The 15,020-nt window shown below is 61.0% G+C and carries 11 protein-coding genes; 6 read left to right on the top strand and 5 right to left on the bottom strand.

The window, feature by feature from the left end; all coding sequences use genetic code 11:
- Positions 1-233: 233 nt before the first annotated feature.
- Positions 234-1,559: an OprD family porin gene (locus J5M57_RS17975; protein WP_169843003.1), complete on the bottom strand. Its 1,326-nt coding sequence runs from the start codon at positions 1,557-1,559 to the stop codon at positions 234-236.
- A 366-nt stretch (positions 1,560-1,925) separates the two neighbouring features.
- On the opposite strand from J5M57_RS17975, the gene tauA reads away from it, so the two are divergent.
- Positions 1,926-2,912 carry a taurine ABC transporter substrate-binding protein gene (gene tauA / locus J5M57_RS17970; RefSeq protein WP_169843015.1) on the top strand — a complete coding sequence of 329 codons (987 nt, stop codon included), beginning with the start codon at positions 1,926-1,928 and terminating at the stop codon, positions 2,910-2,912.
- 135 nt (positions 2,913-3,047) lie between these two features.
- Here the strand turns inward: tauA and argA are convergent, their stop codons facing one another.
- Both argA and argE read right to left on the bottom strand, forming a co-directional pair.
- A complete protein-coding gene (argA, locus tag J5M57_RS17965) occupies positions 3,048-4,349 on the bottom strand; it encodes an amino-acid N-acetyltransferase (RefSeq protein ID WP_169843002.1) in 1,302 nt (433 codons plus the stop codon).
- A 246-nt stretch (positions 4,350-4,595) separates the two neighbouring features.
- The gene (argE, locus tag J5M57_RS17960) at positions 4,596-5,741 is read right to left on the bottom strand and encodes an acetylornithine deacetylase (RefSeq protein ID WP_207848345.1); all 1,146 of its coding nucleotides are present in this window, start codon (positions 5,739-5,741) and stop codon (positions 4,596-4,598) included.
- Between the two features lie 156 nt (positions 5,742-5,897).
- Here argE and J5M57_RS17955 point away from each other — a divergent pair, with 156 nt between their 5' ends.
- The gene (locus J5M57_RS17955; protein ID WP_083367610.1) at positions 5,898-7,268 is read left to right on the top strand and encodes a CYTH domain-containing protein; all 1,371 of its coding nucleotides are present in this window, start codon (positions 5,898-5,900) and stop codon (positions 7,266-7,268) included.
- Positions 7,269-7,411: 143 nt separating this feature from the next.
- Here the strand turns inward: J5M57_RS17955 and J5M57_RS17950 are convergent, their stop codons facing one another.
- Positions 7,412-7,876, bottom strand: a complete 465-nt coding sequence (locus J5M57_RS17950; RefSeq protein ID WP_064589724.1) for an Lrp/AsnC family transcriptional regulator — start codon at positions 7,874-7,876, stop codon at positions 7,412-7,414.
- A gap of 126 nt (positions 7,877-8,002) precedes the next feature.
- On the opposite strand from J5M57_RS17950, the gene J5M57_RS17945 reads away from it, so the two are divergent.
- From J5M57_RS17945 to J5M57_RS17935, 3 genes are all read left to right on the top strand, one after another.
- Positions 8,003-8,341: a hypothetical protein gene (locus tag J5M57_RS17945; protein WP_207848344.1), complete on the top strand. Its 339-nt coding sequence runs from the start codon at positions 8,003-8,005 to the stop codon at positions 8,339-8,341.
- 90 nt (positions 8,342-8,431) lie between these two features.
- A complete protein-coding gene (locus J5M57_RS17940) occupies positions 8,432-10,216 on the top strand; it encodes a GspE/PulE family protein (RefSeq protein ID WP_207848343.1) in 1,785 nt (594 codons plus the stop codon).
- A gap of 65 nt (positions 10,217-10,281) precedes the next feature.
- Positions 10,282-10,602, top strand: coding sequence for a DUF2388 domain-containing protein (locus tag J5M57_RS17935; protein WP_169843014.1), 321 nt, complete (start codon positions 10,282-10,284; stop codon positions 10,600-10,602).
- A 189-nt stretch (positions 10,603-10,791) separates the two neighbouring features.
- On the opposite strand, the gene gcvP is transcribed toward J5M57_RS17935, so the two are convergent.
- Entirely contained in the window at positions 10,792-13,665 is a 2,874-nt protein-coding gene (gene gcvP, locus J5M57_RS17930) for an aminomethyl-transferring glycine dehydrogenase (RefSeq protein WP_207848342.1), read from the bottom strand.
- Positions 13,666-13,821: 156 nt separating this feature from the next.
- Here gcvP and J5M57_RS17925 point away from each other — a divergent pair, with 156 nt between their 5' ends.
- Entirely contained in the window at positions 13,822-14,961 is a 1,140-nt protein-coding gene (locus tag J5M57_RS17925) for a DegT/DnrJ/EryC1/StrS aminotransferase family protein (protein ID WP_207848341.1), read from the top strand.
- Positions 14,962-15,020 lie beyond the last annotated feature (59 nt).

Genomic DNA, 15,020 nt, shown 5'->3' with positions numbered 1-15,020 from the left:
AAGAATAAATAAATAGATATCTAGAATCTAAAGGAATATTAAACATCGTTCACTGGACGCTCGCCGGCATCGCGACGAACATCGCCCTCAAGGTTCGAGAAGGCCTTGAGTAGCTGCAAAAGAGGGAAATTTCGGGAAGGGCTTACGGGGGTGAGTCTGACTCGAAAATGCAAAAGCCCCGTCCGGCACGGTGCCGGACGGGGCTTTTTTACATCAGCAGCTTGAGCGCGCTATTACAGCAGCGGGATCGAGTAGCTGACGATCAGGCGGTTTTCGTCCTGGGAACGGGTGTTCGCCAGATCGGTACGCCACATCGCGTTTTTCCAGGCAACACCGAGGTTTTTCAGCGGGCCTTCCGGAATCACGTAACCGATGGTCAGGTCGCGTTCCCACTCGGTTTTTTCACCCAGCGGAGTGTCGATGTTGTTGCCACGCAGGTAGATCAGGTTGGCGGTCAGGCCAGGAACGCCGATCTTGGCGAAATCGTAGCCGTAGCGAGCCTGCCAGGTACGCTCGCCAGCACGGGCGAACTTCTGGATCTGCATGTCGGTGATGGTGCTGTTGGACGAGCCGTCACCCTGGTTCAGCCAAGGGAAGTCGCTGTCGCCTTTGGTGTACTGGTAGCCGGCACCGAAGGTGTGACCTTCAACCGAGTACAGGGCCAGGTAGCTGTACAGATCGTTGTCGACCTTGCCTTTGACAGTTTTGCCACCGTAGTAACCGCTGGTGTAGTAGGCAGCGGTATCGCCGTTGGCACCGTTGTCACGGCTGCGGTAGTAACGCAGGTCGCTTTTCAGGACGCCCGGGCCGATGCCCCAGTTGTGTACCAGACCCAGGAAGTTCTGCGAGTAGAAGTCTTTCAGCTCGCCGTAGTAGTACGAAGCGGTCAGATCTTTGTTGATCTTGTAGTCAGCACCACCGTAGTAGAACTTGTTGCTGAACACGCCCTTGTCGTAGTTCGAGCTGGCGTTCGCACCGGCAATCGACATGTTCTCGTTGTTGCTCGAGTTACGACCTTTCACGGCCTCAACCTGACCGGCAGTCAGGGTCAGATCCTTGAACTCGTTCGAGGTGATCGCTTCACCCTGGAAGGTTTGCGGCAGCAGACGACCGTCGTTGTACTTGATGACCGGGTTGTTCGGCATCAGGGTACCGACCTTCAGCTCGGTCTGGGAGATCTTGACCTTGCCGGTCACGCCCAGGCTGGCGAAGTCATGCACAGCACGGTTGCCATCGCTTGGGAACACGGTGCCGCCCGAAGCGGTACCGGCGGAGTTGCCGCTGGTGGCCGGGCTGGAATCCAGACGCACGCCGTACAGGCCGATCGCGTCAACACCGAACTGCACGGTGCCTTGGGTGTAGCCGGAGATGAAACGCAGATCGAAGCCTTGGCCCCACTCTTCGTTCTTGTTAGCGCCAGCGCCATCGCGGTTGTCAGTGTTGATGTAGAAGTTGCGCAGGCCCAGAGTGGCCTTGCTGTCTTCGATGAAACCGGCGGCGCCTGCCTGCTGCGCCAAAACCCCTACGGCCACAGCCAGGGCCAAGGTGGACTTGTTCATGTAAAGCTCCTCTCGTTTCTAATTCTTGTGTTCCTGGTCCTGGTCGAATGCCCGGATCCGTAGGTTCGCGATTAGCGCCAGAGCGTGACTGACAAGTCAATCGTAACCTTGTGTGTCTACGACCAAGGTCTAATCGCAGTATTTGGGTCCCTGCACAGTACTGACTTTCCTGATAACCCCAAAAAGAATTATTTCATTCTTTTTTATACTATCTAGCTATATGGCCCAGTAATGGCCACCTGCAGCGCAACACAGGATATCGGCTACTAAGCTAATTACTAAATGGTATTTGTTCGCCTATTTTTAGATCGATTAGCGTTGACGCATCTGAAACACGTCAAACCCTATCCAAAAGGCGACGCCATCATGGTCAAACGTGCACTATCTAGTCAAATTGTTACAGTTTGTGTGTCAGCAATAATTTCTTTCTCCGCCCACGCCGCCAACCTCACCATCGGTTATCAAACCGGGATCGACCCGAGCAAGGTCCCTCAAGCCGACGGCACTTACGAAAAAAACATTGGCCAGAAGATCGACTGGCGTCGCTTCAACAGTGGTCCGGAAGTTGTGACAGCCATCGCATCGGGCGATGTGCAGATCGGCAATCTTGGCTCCAGCCCTTTGGCGGCGGCCGCTTCGCGCAATCTGCCGATCGTCGCGTTCATCGTTTCAGCGCAGATCAATACCGCCGAGGCGCTGGTCGTGCGCAACGGTAGCGGGATCAACACCCCGCAGGATCTGGTCGGCAAGACCATTGCCACGCCCTTCGTTTCGACGTCCCACTACAGTCTGCTCGGCGCACTCAAGCACTGGGGCCTGGACACCAGTAAAGTCAAAGTGGTGAACCTGCAGCCCGCGGAAATCGCGGCGGCGTGGAAGCGCGGCGACATCGACGGTGCATTTGTCTGGTCGCCGGCGCTCGGCGAAATCCGCAAGACTGGCAAGACCCTGACCGACGCCGCACAAGTCGGCCAGTGGGGCGCGCCAACCTTCGAAGTCTGGGTCGCGCGCAAGGACTACGCCGAGAAACATCCTGAGGTGGTGGCCAAGTTTGCCAAGGTCACTCTAGACGCGTTTGCCGATTACGCCAGCCATAAAGACAGCTGGACGGCCGACTCGGCGCCGGTGCAGAAAATCGCCAAATTGACCGGTGCCAATGCCGCCGACGTACCGGAGCTGCTGGCCGGTTCGGCCTTCCCGGATGCCAAGGCACAGCAAACCACCGCGCTGCTGGACGGCGGCACGGCCAAGGCGATTGGTGAGACGGCGAAGTTTTTGAAGGAACAGGGCAAGGTTGAGACGGTTTTGCCGGACTATTCGCCGTACGTCAGCGCGAAATTCATCACTGAATAAAGATCCAGATGTGGCGAGGGAGCTTGCTCCCGCTGGAGGCCGAAGGACGCCCCATTCCGGCAAACACCGGTTTGGGGCCGCTTCGCAGCCCAGCGGGAGCAAGCTCCCTCGCCACAAAAAGTCCCTCGCTAATCTTCAGAGGGTCTTTTCGAAGATCTTCGAGTTGCGTTGAAAGTTGTACAGCGAGGCCCTTGCTGCCGGCAGACGCTCGACGCTGCTCGGTTCGAAGCCGCGCTCGCGGAACCAGTGCGCGGTACGGGTGGTGAGGACGAACAGGGTTTTCAGCCCTTGTGCCCGGGCGCGGGTTTCGATGCGCTCCAGCAATTCATCACCGCGACCGCCGTGGCGATACTCCGGGTTCACCGCCAGACACGCCAGCTCCCCGGCATCCGAGTCGGCAATCTGATACAGCGCCGCACAGGCGATGATCATGCCTTCACGCTCGACCACGCTGAACTGCTCGATCTCGCGCTCCAGCACTTCACGCGAGCGGCGCACCAGAATCCCCTGCTCTTCCAGCGGACTGATCAGGTCGAGCAAGCCGCCGACGTCTTCAATCGCTGCCTCGCGCACCAGCTCGAATTGCTCCTGAGCCACCAGCGTACCGCCACCATCCCGGGTGAACAGCTCGGTCAGCAGCGCACCGTCTTCGGCGTAACTGACGATATGGCTGCGCGCAACACCGCCACGGCAAGCCTCGGCAGCGGCATCCAGCAGTTCCGCTTGATAGTTGCTGCTGCCCAGACGCTGCAAATGCGCCGGTACCTGTTGTGGGCGCAGTTCGCGCACCAGTTTGCCGTTCTCGTCGATCAGACCAAGATCGGCGCCGAACAGCAGCAGTTTGTCTGCGCCCAGGTCGATGGCGGCGCGGGTGGCGACGTCTTCGCAGGCGAGGTTGAAGATTTCCCCGGTCGGCGAGTAGCCCAGCGGCGACAGCAGCACGATGGAGCGCTCGTCGAGCAGGCGATTGATGCCTTTGCGGTCGACCCGGCGCACTTCGCCGGTGTGGTGATAGTCGACGCCTTCCAGCACGCCGATCGGCCGCGCGGTCACGAGGTTGCCGCTGGCCACCCGCAAGCGCGAGCCCTGCATCGGCGATGAAGCCATGTCCATCGACAGGCGTGCTTCGATCGCGATGCGCAATTGACCGACCGCGTCGATCACGCACTCCAGCGTCGCCGCGTCGGTGATGCGCATGCCGTGGTGGTAATGCGGAGTCAGGCCGCGGGCGGCGAGACGGGTTTCAATCTGCGGGCGCGAACCATGGACCAGCACCAGACGCACGCCGAGGCTGTGCAGCAGCACCAGGTCGTGGACGATATTGCCAAAGTTCGGATGCTCAACGCCGTCGCCGGGCAGCATGACGACGAAGGTGCAATCGCGGTGAGCATTGATGTAAGGGGACGCATGGCGAAGCCAGTTGACGTATTCGGGCATGAACCTGGGCCTGTAATAAATAGCAGCCGGAAAAAAGGGCGAAACGGAAAACGCACAGCGGGCTGATGGTTATCGTCGGAACAGGCTTGGCGACACGCGCGCTCTCCTCATGAATACGGGTTTGGGCGTCTGCGATTTAAATGCACCCCTCTGTAGGAGCTGCCGCAGGCTGCGATCTTTTGACTTTGACTTCAAAAAACAAGATCAAAAGATCGCAGCCTTCGGCAGCTCCTACAAGGGATGCGTTCAATTCTTCAGGCAGTAATGTTCAATCAACTGCCGTAATACCTGCACGGTAAGCTGCAAACGTGACATTTCAAGGTATTCACCGGGCTGATGCGCACAGGCGATGTCGCCGGGGCCGAGCACGATGGTTTCGCAGCCAAGGCGCTGAAGATAAGGCGCTTCGGTGCCAAACGCTACTGCTTCGGCGCTGTGACCGGTGAGCTTTTCGGCGATGCGCACCAATTCGGCGTCTTCGGCCTGCTCGAATGGCGGCACTTCCGGGAACAACGGCTTGTAATCGATCTTCACCTGATGCCGCTCGGCCACCGGGTTGAGCTTGCGCAGAATCTCCGCACGCAGGACTTTCGGGTCCATGCCCGGCAACGGACGCAGGTCGAACTCCAGCGAACACTGGCCGCAGATGCGATTCGGGTTGTCGCCACCATGAATACAGCCGAAATTCATCGTCGGCTGCGGCACGCTGAACTGCGGGTTGTTGAATTCGCGCTGCCACAGCAGGCGCAAACCACGCAGCTCGCCGATGGCATCGTGCATCGCTTCAAGAGCGCTGTGCCCCAGGCGCGGATCCGACGAGTGGCCGCTTTGCCCGAGGATGTCGATGCGTTCCATCATGATGCCTTTGTGCATGCGGATCGGCTTGAGCCCGGTTGGCTCGCCGATCACTGCCGCTCGCCCGATGGGACGCCCGGCCTCGGCCAGCGCCCGGGCACCGGACATCGAGCTTTCTTCATCGCAGGTGGCGAGGATCAACAAAGGTTGCTTGAACGGTTGATCGAGCAGCGGCTGCACGGCCTCGATGATCAGGGCGAAAAAGCCCTTCATGTCACAGCTGCCCAAGCCGACCCAGCGGCCATCGACTTCAGTGAGTTTCAGCGGATCGGTCTGCCACAGCGCATCGTCATACGGCACCGTGTCGCTGTGCCCGGCCAGCACCAGGCCGCCGGGGCCGCTGCCAAAACTGGCGAGCAGGTTGAATTTCCCGGGGCTGACCTGCTGGATGTCGCAACTGAAACCCAGGTCACCGAGCCATCCGGCGAGCAAATCGATCACCGCCCGGTTGGACTGATCCAGGCTCGGTTGGGTGCAACTGACCGACGGTGCGGCGATCAGTGCAGCGAACTGGTCTTGCATGGACGGCAAAGGCATCGCTGACTCCAACTCCCGATTTGAAGTCCATCATAGAGCCATCCGGCGCCAGGAATAAACCGCCGCAGGGCGTAGGACGGATCAGTCCTGTACACTGCACGGCCTTGGCAGCCACACATTCCCCCGGCTGCGCTCCCGATCCTGGATTTTCCGGCCATGCAAAAAGAAACCGAAATCAAACTCCGCGTCAGCCGCGAAACCCTCGCAGCTCTGCGCGAGCACCCGTTACTGAAAAAACGCAACAAAAATGGCTGGGAACGCCGTGAGTTGATGAACCAGTACTTCGACACCCCCGAGCGCGACCTGGCCCAGGCCAAAGTCGCCCTGCGCCTGCGCAAGGACGGTGACGAAGTGATTCAGACCCTCAAGACCCGCGGCCAGAGCGTTGCCGGTCTGTCCGAGCGTAACGAGTACGACTGGAAGTTGCCCAAAGCCAAGCTCGACGTGAAGAAACTCGACGGCGAATGCTGGCCCGAGTCGCTGGCCGAGCTGGACAAGAAAACCCTGAAGCCGATCTTCACCACCGATTTCGTCCGCGAGCGCGCGGAAATCGCCTGGGGTCGCGGCAAGGCCAAAGTCGTGATCGAAGCCGCACTGGACCTCGGTCACGTGGTGGTCGGCAAACAGAAAGAAGAAATCTGCGAACTGGAACTGGAACTGCGCGAAGGCGAACCGGCCGCGCTGCTTGAGCTGGCCGCCGAACTGGCCGAAACCCTGGCACTGATGCCGTGCGACATCAGCAAGGCCGAACGCGGCTACCGTCTGTACGACGCCAACAGCTACTCGCTGAGCCTGCCAGCGCCGCAACTGACTCCGGAAACCCAACTCGACGACGCCTTCGCCGCGCTCGGCTGGCATCTGCTTGGCAGCAGTCAGCGTCTGGCTGAACAGTACCGTTTCAACGGCCACTGGCGCCTGCTGCTGGACTGGGTCGAAAACCTCGCGGAAATGCGCGCCCTGCTCAGCAGCCTCGGTCAGGCCGCACCGCGTCCGGCGACGCACGATTTGCGCGTGGCGCTGGATGCACTGCTCGAAGACTGGCGCCCGCTGGTGCAGGTCGGCATCGAAGACGAAGACGTGCGCAAGGCGGCGCCGGAGCAATTCCTCGAAGAACTGGAAGACCCGCGCTGGGGCCTGTTCTCGCTGACCGCGTCGCGTTGGCTGCTGGCCCGCGCGTGGACCGCCGAGCGCAACACCCGTGGCAATCGCCAGGGCGCCGCGCAGTTGCACAGCTGGTTGCCACGTCTGCTGGGCGAAGAAGCCACGTCCCTGCAATTGCAGCGCTATCAGCAGCAGCCGGAAGATCTGGCCGAGCAACTGCCGCGCATCGAACGCATCCAGGTCTGGCTGCACCACGCGCGTAACGTGCTGGAAATCCCGGAAATGGATCGCCTGTACGGCGAGCTGAACAAACTGGCGCAACTGGCCAACGAGCCGACGATCACTGACGAACTGCTCGATGCACGCAAGCAGCAGGCGATTGCGGTTTACCAGAACCGTGCCTGGAAAATGCTGCTGCGCATGTAATGCTCAGTAACACCTGAACACTGTGGCGAGGGAGCTTGCTCCCGCTGGAGGCCGAAGGACTCCCAACTCCTGCAATTGCAGATTTTGGGGGCCGCTTCGCAGCCCAGCGGGAGCAAGCTCCCTCGCCACAAAGGCCATCCGCGCTAGACCGGGAGGCTGGTTGTGGACTTGATTTCGGAAAGTGCCACAATCGAGTTCACTTCCTGAATCCCCGGCACCAGCGACAGTTTCTCGAAGAAGAACCGCTCATACGCCTCGATGTCCGCCGCGACAATGCGCAACAGAAAGTCCACCGCGCCCATCAGCACATAACACTCCAGCACTTCCGGAAAGCCGCGAATCGCCTCGGTGAATTCGGTGAAGTTCGAACGCCCGTGGGCGTTGAGTTTGATCTCGGCGAAGATCTGCGTGTTCAGGCCAATCTTCTTGCGATCAAGCAAGGTCACCTGGCCACGAATGATCCCCTCCTCCTTCATCCGCTGAATCCGCCGCCAGCACGGCGATTGCGACAACCCCACCTGCTCGGCGATCTGCGCGCTGGACAGCGAAGCGTCCTCTTGCAGCAAAGCGAGGATCTTGCGGTCGTAGGCGTCCAGCTCGCTGTGCATAGAAAAACCTCAAATATAAGATAGTGCGAATTGATCTTGTCGATCACTCACCAATAAAACTGATCTTAGCCAAGAAATGCCCGGCGACGAATGTAAAAATTTCTCCAGTGATTTTGGAGACTCGCCATGCCGCACCTTGAAGCCGTGAACAGCACCCCGACCCGCGCCGACGTCTGGAACGTCAACAACGCCCATTGCCTGGCGCAGTACCAGATTCTTGCCGAGGCGGAACCGGATCTGTTGGTGCGCGTGTTGAACCTGTTTGCCCTGCAGTTCCTTACGCCCGAGCAGGTCAGCGTGCAGCGGCTCGACGACCTGCTGTCGATCGACTTGGTCATCGGTGGCCTGAGCTGGCATCGCGCCCAGGTGATCGCAGAAAAACTTCGTAACCTGATCAGTGTGTGCTCGGTACATCTGCAAAACGCCGACGCGGCGTGGGATGCGCCCGCGCAAGCGGCTGGCTGACTAATCCGGCAACGGCTTTGTCGGGTAGTGGCCCAACGGTCTGCAGGGCCACGACTATCCTTTGCGAACTGTCGTTCAAAAGGAGCCCGCATGTCCGTTCAACTCGCCACTCAGGACCGCTGGCTGGATCTCAACGATGTGTTGCGTGAGCTGGTCGCCCAGGGCTTCATCAGCCAGGATTCGGCGGAGCAGGCGCTCAACGCCCGGCGCCGCCACGCGACCCAAGGCCAGCAGCATCCGCTGGAGTTCATCGCCAGCCAGCAACTGGACGACCTCAGCCGCCCGGGCAAACACCTGGACCTGGAGAGCCTGACCCTGTGGCTGGCGCAGCAGGCCGGCCAGCCGTATCTGCGCATCGATCCATTGAAGATCAACGTCGCGGCGATCACTCCGCTGATGTCCTACGCCTTTGCCCAGCGCCACAAGATTCTCGCGGTGGCGGTCGACCGCGACGCGGTGGTCGTGGCCAGCGCCCAGCCCTATGTCACCGCTTGGGAGGCCGACCTGACCCACGTGCTGAAGCTGCCGATCAAACGGGTCGTCGCCAATCCGTTGGACATCCAGCGCTTCAGCGTCGAGTTCTTCCGCCTCGCCAAATCGGTCAGCGGCGCCAACAGCGCCGATCAGCAAAGCGGCAACCTCGGCAACTTCGAACAACTGCTCAACCTCGGCGCCAGCGATCAGGAGCCGGACGCCAACGATGCACACATCGTCAACATCGTCGACTGGCTGTTCCAGTACGCCTTCCAGCAGCGCGCCAGCGATATCCACATCGAACCGCGCCGCGAACAGGGCACCGTGCGTTTTCGCATCGACGGCGTGCTGCACAACGTCTATCAGTTTCCGCCGCAGGTGACGATGGCGATCGTCAGCCGCCTGAAAAGCCTCGGCCGGATGAACGTCGCCGAGAAGCGCAAACCCCAGGACGGCCGGGTCAAGACCAAGACCCCGGACGGCGGCGAGGTGGAGCTGCGGCTGTCAACGCTGCCCACCGCGTTCGGCGAAAAAATGGTCATGCGGATTTTCGACCCGGAAGTGCTGCTCAAGGACTTCGATCAGCTCGGCTTTTCCGCCGACGACCTGCGCCGCTGGCAGGACATGACCCGCCAGCCCAACGGCATCATTCTGGTCACCGGGCCGACCGGTTCAGGCAAGACCACCACGCTGTACACCACGCTGAAGAAGCTGGCGACGCCGGAGATCAACCTCTGCACCATCGAGGACCCGATCGAAATGGTCGAGCCGGCGTTCAACCAGATGCAGGTGCAGCACAACATCGACCTGAGTTTCGCCGCCGGGGTGCGCGCGCTGATGCGACAGGACCCGGACATCATCATGATCGGCGAGATCCGCGATCTCGAGACCGCCGAAATGGCGATCCAGGCCGCGCTCACCGGACACCTGGTGCTGTCGACCCTGCACACCAACGACGCCCCCAGCGCGATCAGCCGGTTGCTCGAACTCGGTGTGCCGCACTACTTGATCAAGGCCACCGTGCTCGGGGTCATGGCTCAGCGTCTGGTGCGCACCCTGTGCCCGCACTGCAAGGCGCCGCTGACGCTGGAAGAGGAAGACTGGCAAACCCTGACCCGCCCTTGGCAGGCGCCGCTGCCGGGCAACGCGCAACGGGCGATCGGCTGCCTGGATTGTCGCGACACCGGTTATCGCGGACGCGCCGGGGTCTACGAAATCATGCAACTGAGCGACAGCCTCAAAGCCCTCATCACGCCGGACACCGACCTCACCGCCATCCGCCGGCAAGCCTTCAAGGAAGGCATGCGCAGCCTGCGCCTGTCGGGTGCGCAGAAAGTCGCGGCGGGGCTGACTACCCTTGAAGAAGTGCTGCGGGTGACACCGCAGAGCGAGCAGAAATAGGCCACTACGGAACCGGATCGGGGAAATCGTAATCCAACGCCGTAGTTAACCCCCAGGAGTCACTCATCATGCGTCTCAAACTTGCTGTCGCCACCCTTGCCTTGCTGTCCCTTCCCGTTGGTTCAGCGATGGCCGACAGCTTTTGGCGTAACGTCATCTCGTCCGGTGCCACCACCGGTTCGACCTACCTGACCTTCAAGGATCACAAGCTGATCGTCGCCGCACAGGACGATGCCGGCAGCTTCGTTGCCAGCGATGGCGGCATCCGTGGGCCATACCTGGAAGCAGCCATGCAGAAAGTCCGCGCCGACAACCCGGGCCTGCAGGCCACGGACATGGAACTGGCGAATGCGATTCTGGCGAAGAACGCAGTGGCATCCGAGTAAACCTCGTGCCGACAAAAATGCCGCTCGATTGAGCGGCATTTTTTTGCCCGTAATTCCCGGTTCACCACACAACCTCTGTAGGAGTGAGCCTGCTCGCGATAGCTGTACTCCAGACACTGCATTCGGTGACTGATTCACCGCAATCGCGAGCAGGCTCACTCCTACAATGAATCGGGGGAAACAGGGAGATCAGCGGTACTCGTCCACCGGGACGCAGGCGCAGAACAGATTGCGATCCCCATAAACGTTATCCACCCGATTCACCGCCGGCCAGTATTTATGTGCCTTGGTGTGCGCATCCGGGGTGATGCCCTGCTCAATGCTGTAAGGCCGCTCCCAGACCCCGGAGACGTCCGCCAGGGTATGCGGTGCACGCTTGAGCGGGTTGTCTTCCGCCGGCCAGTTGCCGTTCTGCACTTCGGTGATTTCTGCGCGGATGCTCAGCATGGCGCCGATGAAGCGGTCCAGCTCGGCCTTGGATTCGCTTTCGGTCGGCTCGACCATCAACGTCCCCGGCACCGGGAATGACATGGTCGGTGCGTGGAAGCCGTAGTCCATCAGACGCTTGGCGACGTCCTCTTCGCTGATCCCGGTCTGCGCCTTCAACGGCCGCAGATCGAGAATGCATTCATGGGCCACCCGCCCGTTGCGCCCGGTGTAAAGCACCGGGAATGCGCCGGATAAATGCTGGGCCAGGTAGTTCGCCGCAAGGATCGCCACTTCGCTGGCATCCGCCAGTTGCGGCCCCATCATGGCGATGTACATCCAGCTGATCGGCAAAATGCTCGCGCTGCCCCAGGGTGCCGCGCTGACGGCACCATTCTGCGGCAACGGGCCATCGATCGGCACCACCGGGTGATTGGCAACGAACGGCGCCAGATGCGCACGAATGCCGATCGGCCCCATGCCCGGTCCGCCGCCGCCATGGGGAATGCAAAAGGTCTTGTGCAGGTTCATGTGCGACACGTCGGCACCGATGTCCGCCGGCCGCGTCAACCCGACCTGCGCATTGAGGTTGGCGCCATCCATGTACACCTGCCCGCCGTGCTTGTGGATAACCTCGCAGATCTCGCCGATGCCCTCCTCGTACACGCCATGGGTCGATGGATAGGTCGCCATCAGGCACGACAACCGGGCCCCGGCTTCGGCGGCTTTCGCCTTCAAATCCTCCAGATCAACGTTGCCCGCGTCATCGCACTCGACGATCACCACACGCATCCCGGCCATCTGCGCCGAGGCCGGATTGGTGCCGTGCGCTGACGATGGAATCAGGCAGATATCCCGCGCGCCCTGTTGGCGACTCTCGTGATATTTGCGAATCGCCAGCAGCCCGGCGTACTCGCCCTGGGCCCCGGAGTTCGGTTGCATGCAGATCGCATCGAACCCGGTGATCGCGCACAACCAGCGCTCCAGTTCCTCGATCATCAAGGTGTAACCGACCGCCTGCTCGCGAGGCGCGAACGGGTGCAGGTTGGCGAACTGCGGCCAGGTGATCGGGATCATTTCGCTGGTGGCGTTGAGTTTCATGGTGCAGGAGCCCAGCGGGATCATCGACTGGTTGAGCGCCAGATCCTTGTTCTCCAATTGCTTGAGGTAACGCAGCATCTCGGTTTCGCTGTGATGCGCGTTGAACACCGGATGGCGCAGGTAAGGCGTGTTGCGCTGCAGGTGCTCGGGAATGCCTGAAACCAGCGTTTCTGCATCCAATTCGTCGATGTTCAACCCATGATCGGCGCCGAGTAGCACATCGAACAGTTTGGCTACCGTGTGATCATCGCACGTCTCGTCGAGGCTCAAGCCCACTCGGCCACGGCCAAGAATCCGCAGGTTGATCTGCGCGGCCTTGGCGCTGTCGATGATCGCGCTCTGCGCGCCGCCGACGTCGAGGGTCAGGGTGTCGAAAAACTGCTGGTTAACCCGCTGGAGGCCATGGCGCTCAAGGCCCGCCGCCAGAATGCAGGTCAGCCGGTGCACCCGCTGGGCGATCCGTTTCAAGCCTTCCGGGCCGTGATACACCGCGTAGAAACTGGCGATATTCGCCAACAGCACCTGCGCGGTGCAGATGTTCGAGTTGGCCTTCTCCCGGCGGATGTGTTGCTCGCGGGTCTGCAGGGCCATGCGCAACGCGACGTTGCCGCGCGCGTCTTTCGACACGCCAATGATCCGCCCGGGGATCGCCCGTTTGTATTCATCGCGGCTGGCAAAGAACGCCGCGTGCGGGCCGCCGTAGCCCATCGGTACGCCAAAGCGCTGGGACGAGCCGAACACCACGTCCGCGCCCAGCTCCCCTGGCGGCGTCAGCAACAACAGGCTCAGCAGGTCCGTCGCCACACAAGCCAGCGCCTGCTGCGCGTGCAACTGATCGATGACCGGACGCAGATCACGGATCTCGCCGTGGGTGTCGGGATACTGCAGCAGTGCGCCGAACACTTGATGCTGCTTCAAGTTGTCCACAGCGTCGATGATCAGCTCAAAACCGAAACCTTCCGCGCGGGTCTGCACCACGGAAAGGGTCTGCGGATGGCAGTTTTCGTCGACGAAAAACAGATTGCTCTTCGACTTCGCTACACGTTTGGCCAGCGCCATGGCTTCGGCGGCGGCAGTGGCTTCGTCGAGCAACGAGGCGTTGGCCAGTTCAAGGCCGGTGAGGTCGATGGTCAGTTGCTGGAAATTCAGCAGTGCTTCGAGACGGCCCTGGGCGATCTCCGGTTGATACGGGGTGTACGCGGTGTACCAGCCGGGATTTTCCAGCACGTTGCGCAGGATAACGGTCGGCGTCAGCGTGCCGTGGTAGCCCATGCCGATCAGGCTGGTCCACACCTGGTTCTGCTCGGCATAGCCGCGCAATTTGGCGAGCGCCGCCTGTTCGTCGAGGGCCGGCGGCAGATCCAGCGCCCGGTTCAGGCGAATGCCCGGCGGGACTGTCTGCTCGATCAGTTCGACCCGGCTGCCGAGGCCGAGGCTGTCGAGCATCGCCTGCTGTTCGGCGGCATCGGGGCCCAAATGGCGACGCAGGAAGGCTTCGTGGTCGCGTAACTGGCTCAAGGATGGCAACTGGGACATGACGGGCTCTCTCTTGACTGGCGCTCGGCGTCAATGCAACACGGTCAAACCAGCATAGCAGCCGATACCGACGCGCACGGCTTGGCGGCACAGGGCGTTCCGGGGCATGCTGTAGCGCCTGCATCAGGCGTCCAACTTCCGGATGATCGAATCCTCATGAGCCAACTGCCGTTCCTGCCGTTTTCCAAACCCGTCATTGATGAAGCCACGATTGCCGCCGTCGGCGATGTGCTGCGCTCCGGCTGGATCACCAGCGGGCCCAAGGTCCAGGCCTTTGAAGCACAGCTCTCGGAATACTTCGGCGGGCGCCCGGTGCGCACGTTCAACTCCGGCACCTGCACCATGGAAATCGCACTGCGTATCGCCGGCATCGGCCCGGGTGACGAGGTGATCACCACGCCGATCTCCTGGGTTGCCACCGCCAACGTGATTCTCGAAGTCGGCGCCACCCCAGTGTTCGCCGACATCGACCCGGTGACTCGCAACATTGATCTCGACCAGCTGGAAGCGGCGATCACCCCACGTACCAAAGCGGTGATTCCGGTGTACCTCGCCGGCCTGCCGGTGGACATGGATCGGCTGTACGCCATCGCGCGCAAACACAACTTGCGGATTGTCGAAGACGCCGCCCAGGCCTTGGGCTCAAGCTGGAACGGCCAGCGTATCGGCGCCACCGGCGACTTCGTGTCGTTCAGCTTTCAAGCCAACAAAAACGTGACCTGTTCCGAGGGCGGCTGCCTGGTGCTGAACACCCCGGAAGAAGCGCGGCTGGCGGAGAAATACCGCTTGCAAGGCGTGACCCGCAACGGCTTCGACGGCCTGGATGTCGACGTACTCGGTGGCAAGTTCAACATGACCGACATCGCCGCGACCATCGGCCTGGGACAGTTTGCCCACATCGAAGCGCTGACCGCCCATCGCCAGGAACTGGCCCGTCACTACTTCAAATGTTTTGGCGATGACTTTGAAGCGAGCTATGGCGCCCAGCTGCCGCCTGCGGATTTCACCAACAGCAACTGGCACCTGTTCCAACTGGTACTGCCGGAGCGCAAGGATGGTTTGCCGGCGCGGGCCACGTTCATGGAGCAGATGCAGGCCAAAGGCATCGGCATCGGCTATCACTACCCGCCGATCCATTTGCTGAGCCTGTACCGCGAGCGCGGTTTCAAGGAAGGCATGTTGCCGGTGGCCGAGCGCGTTGGACGCTTGATCGTGTCGCTGCCGATGTTCACCACCATGAGCAAGGACGACGTCGAGCGTGCGGTGGCGGCGGTGAAAGCCGTATTGAAGCCCTGATCAATATAGGAGCTGCCGCAGGCTGCGATCTTTTGACTTTGCCCTTGAAGACAAGAGCA

The organism is Pseudomonas sp. 86_A, from assembly GCF_017491705.1.
GTDB lineage: Bacteria > Pseudomonadota > Gammaproteobacteria > Pseudomonadales > Pseudomonadaceae > Aquipseudomonas > Aquipseudomonas koreensis.
The sequence above is the reverse complement of the archived record's forward strand: the minus strand, read 5'-3'. Positions and strand labels throughout refer to the sequence as shown.

What these genes read in the sequence shown, in the direction of transcription:
- J5M57_RS17975 (WP_169843003.1), bottom strand. Translation starts at nt 1,559, where the DNA reads ATGAACAAGTCCACCTTGGCCCTGGCTGTGGCCGTAGGGGTTTTGGCG.
- tauA (WP_169843015.1), top strand. Translation starts at nt 1,926, where the DNA reads ATGGTCAAACGTGCACTATCTAGTCAAATTGTTACAGTTTGTGTGTCA.
- argA (WP_169843002.1), bottom strand. Translation starts at nt 4,349, where the DNA reads ATGCCCGAATACGTCAACTGGCTTCGCCATGCGTCCCCTTACATCAAT.
- argE (WP_207848345.1), bottom strand. Translation starts at nt 5,741, where the DNA reads ATGCCTTTGCCGTCCATGCAAGACCAGTTCGCTGCACTGATCGCCGCA.
- J5M57_RS17955 (WP_083367610.1), top strand. Translation starts at nt 5,898, where the DNA reads ATGCAAAAAGAAACCGAAATCAAACTCCGCGTCAGCCGCGAAACCCTC.
- J5M57_RS17950 (WP_064589724.1), bottom strand. Translation starts at nt 7,876, where the DNA reads ATGCACAGCGAGCTGGACGCCTACGACCGCAAGATCCTCGCTTTGCTG.
- J5M57_RS17945 (WP_207848344.1), top strand. Translation starts at nt 8,003, where the DNA reads ATGCCGCACCTTGAAGCCGTGAACAGCACCCCGACCCGCGCCGACGTC.
- J5M57_RS17940 (WP_207848343.1), top strand. Translation starts at nt 8,432, where the DNA reads ATGTCCGTTCAACTCGCCACTCAGGACCGCTGGCTGGATCTCAACGAT.
- gcvP (WP_207848342.1), bottom strand. Translation starts at nt 13,665, where the DNA reads ATGTCCCAGTTGCCATCCTTGAGCCAGTTACGCGACCACGAAGCCTTC.
- J5M57_RS17925 (WP_207848341.1), top strand. Translation starts at nt 13,822, where the DNA reads ATGAGCCAACTGCCGTTCCTGCCGTTTTCCAAACCCGTCATTGATGAA.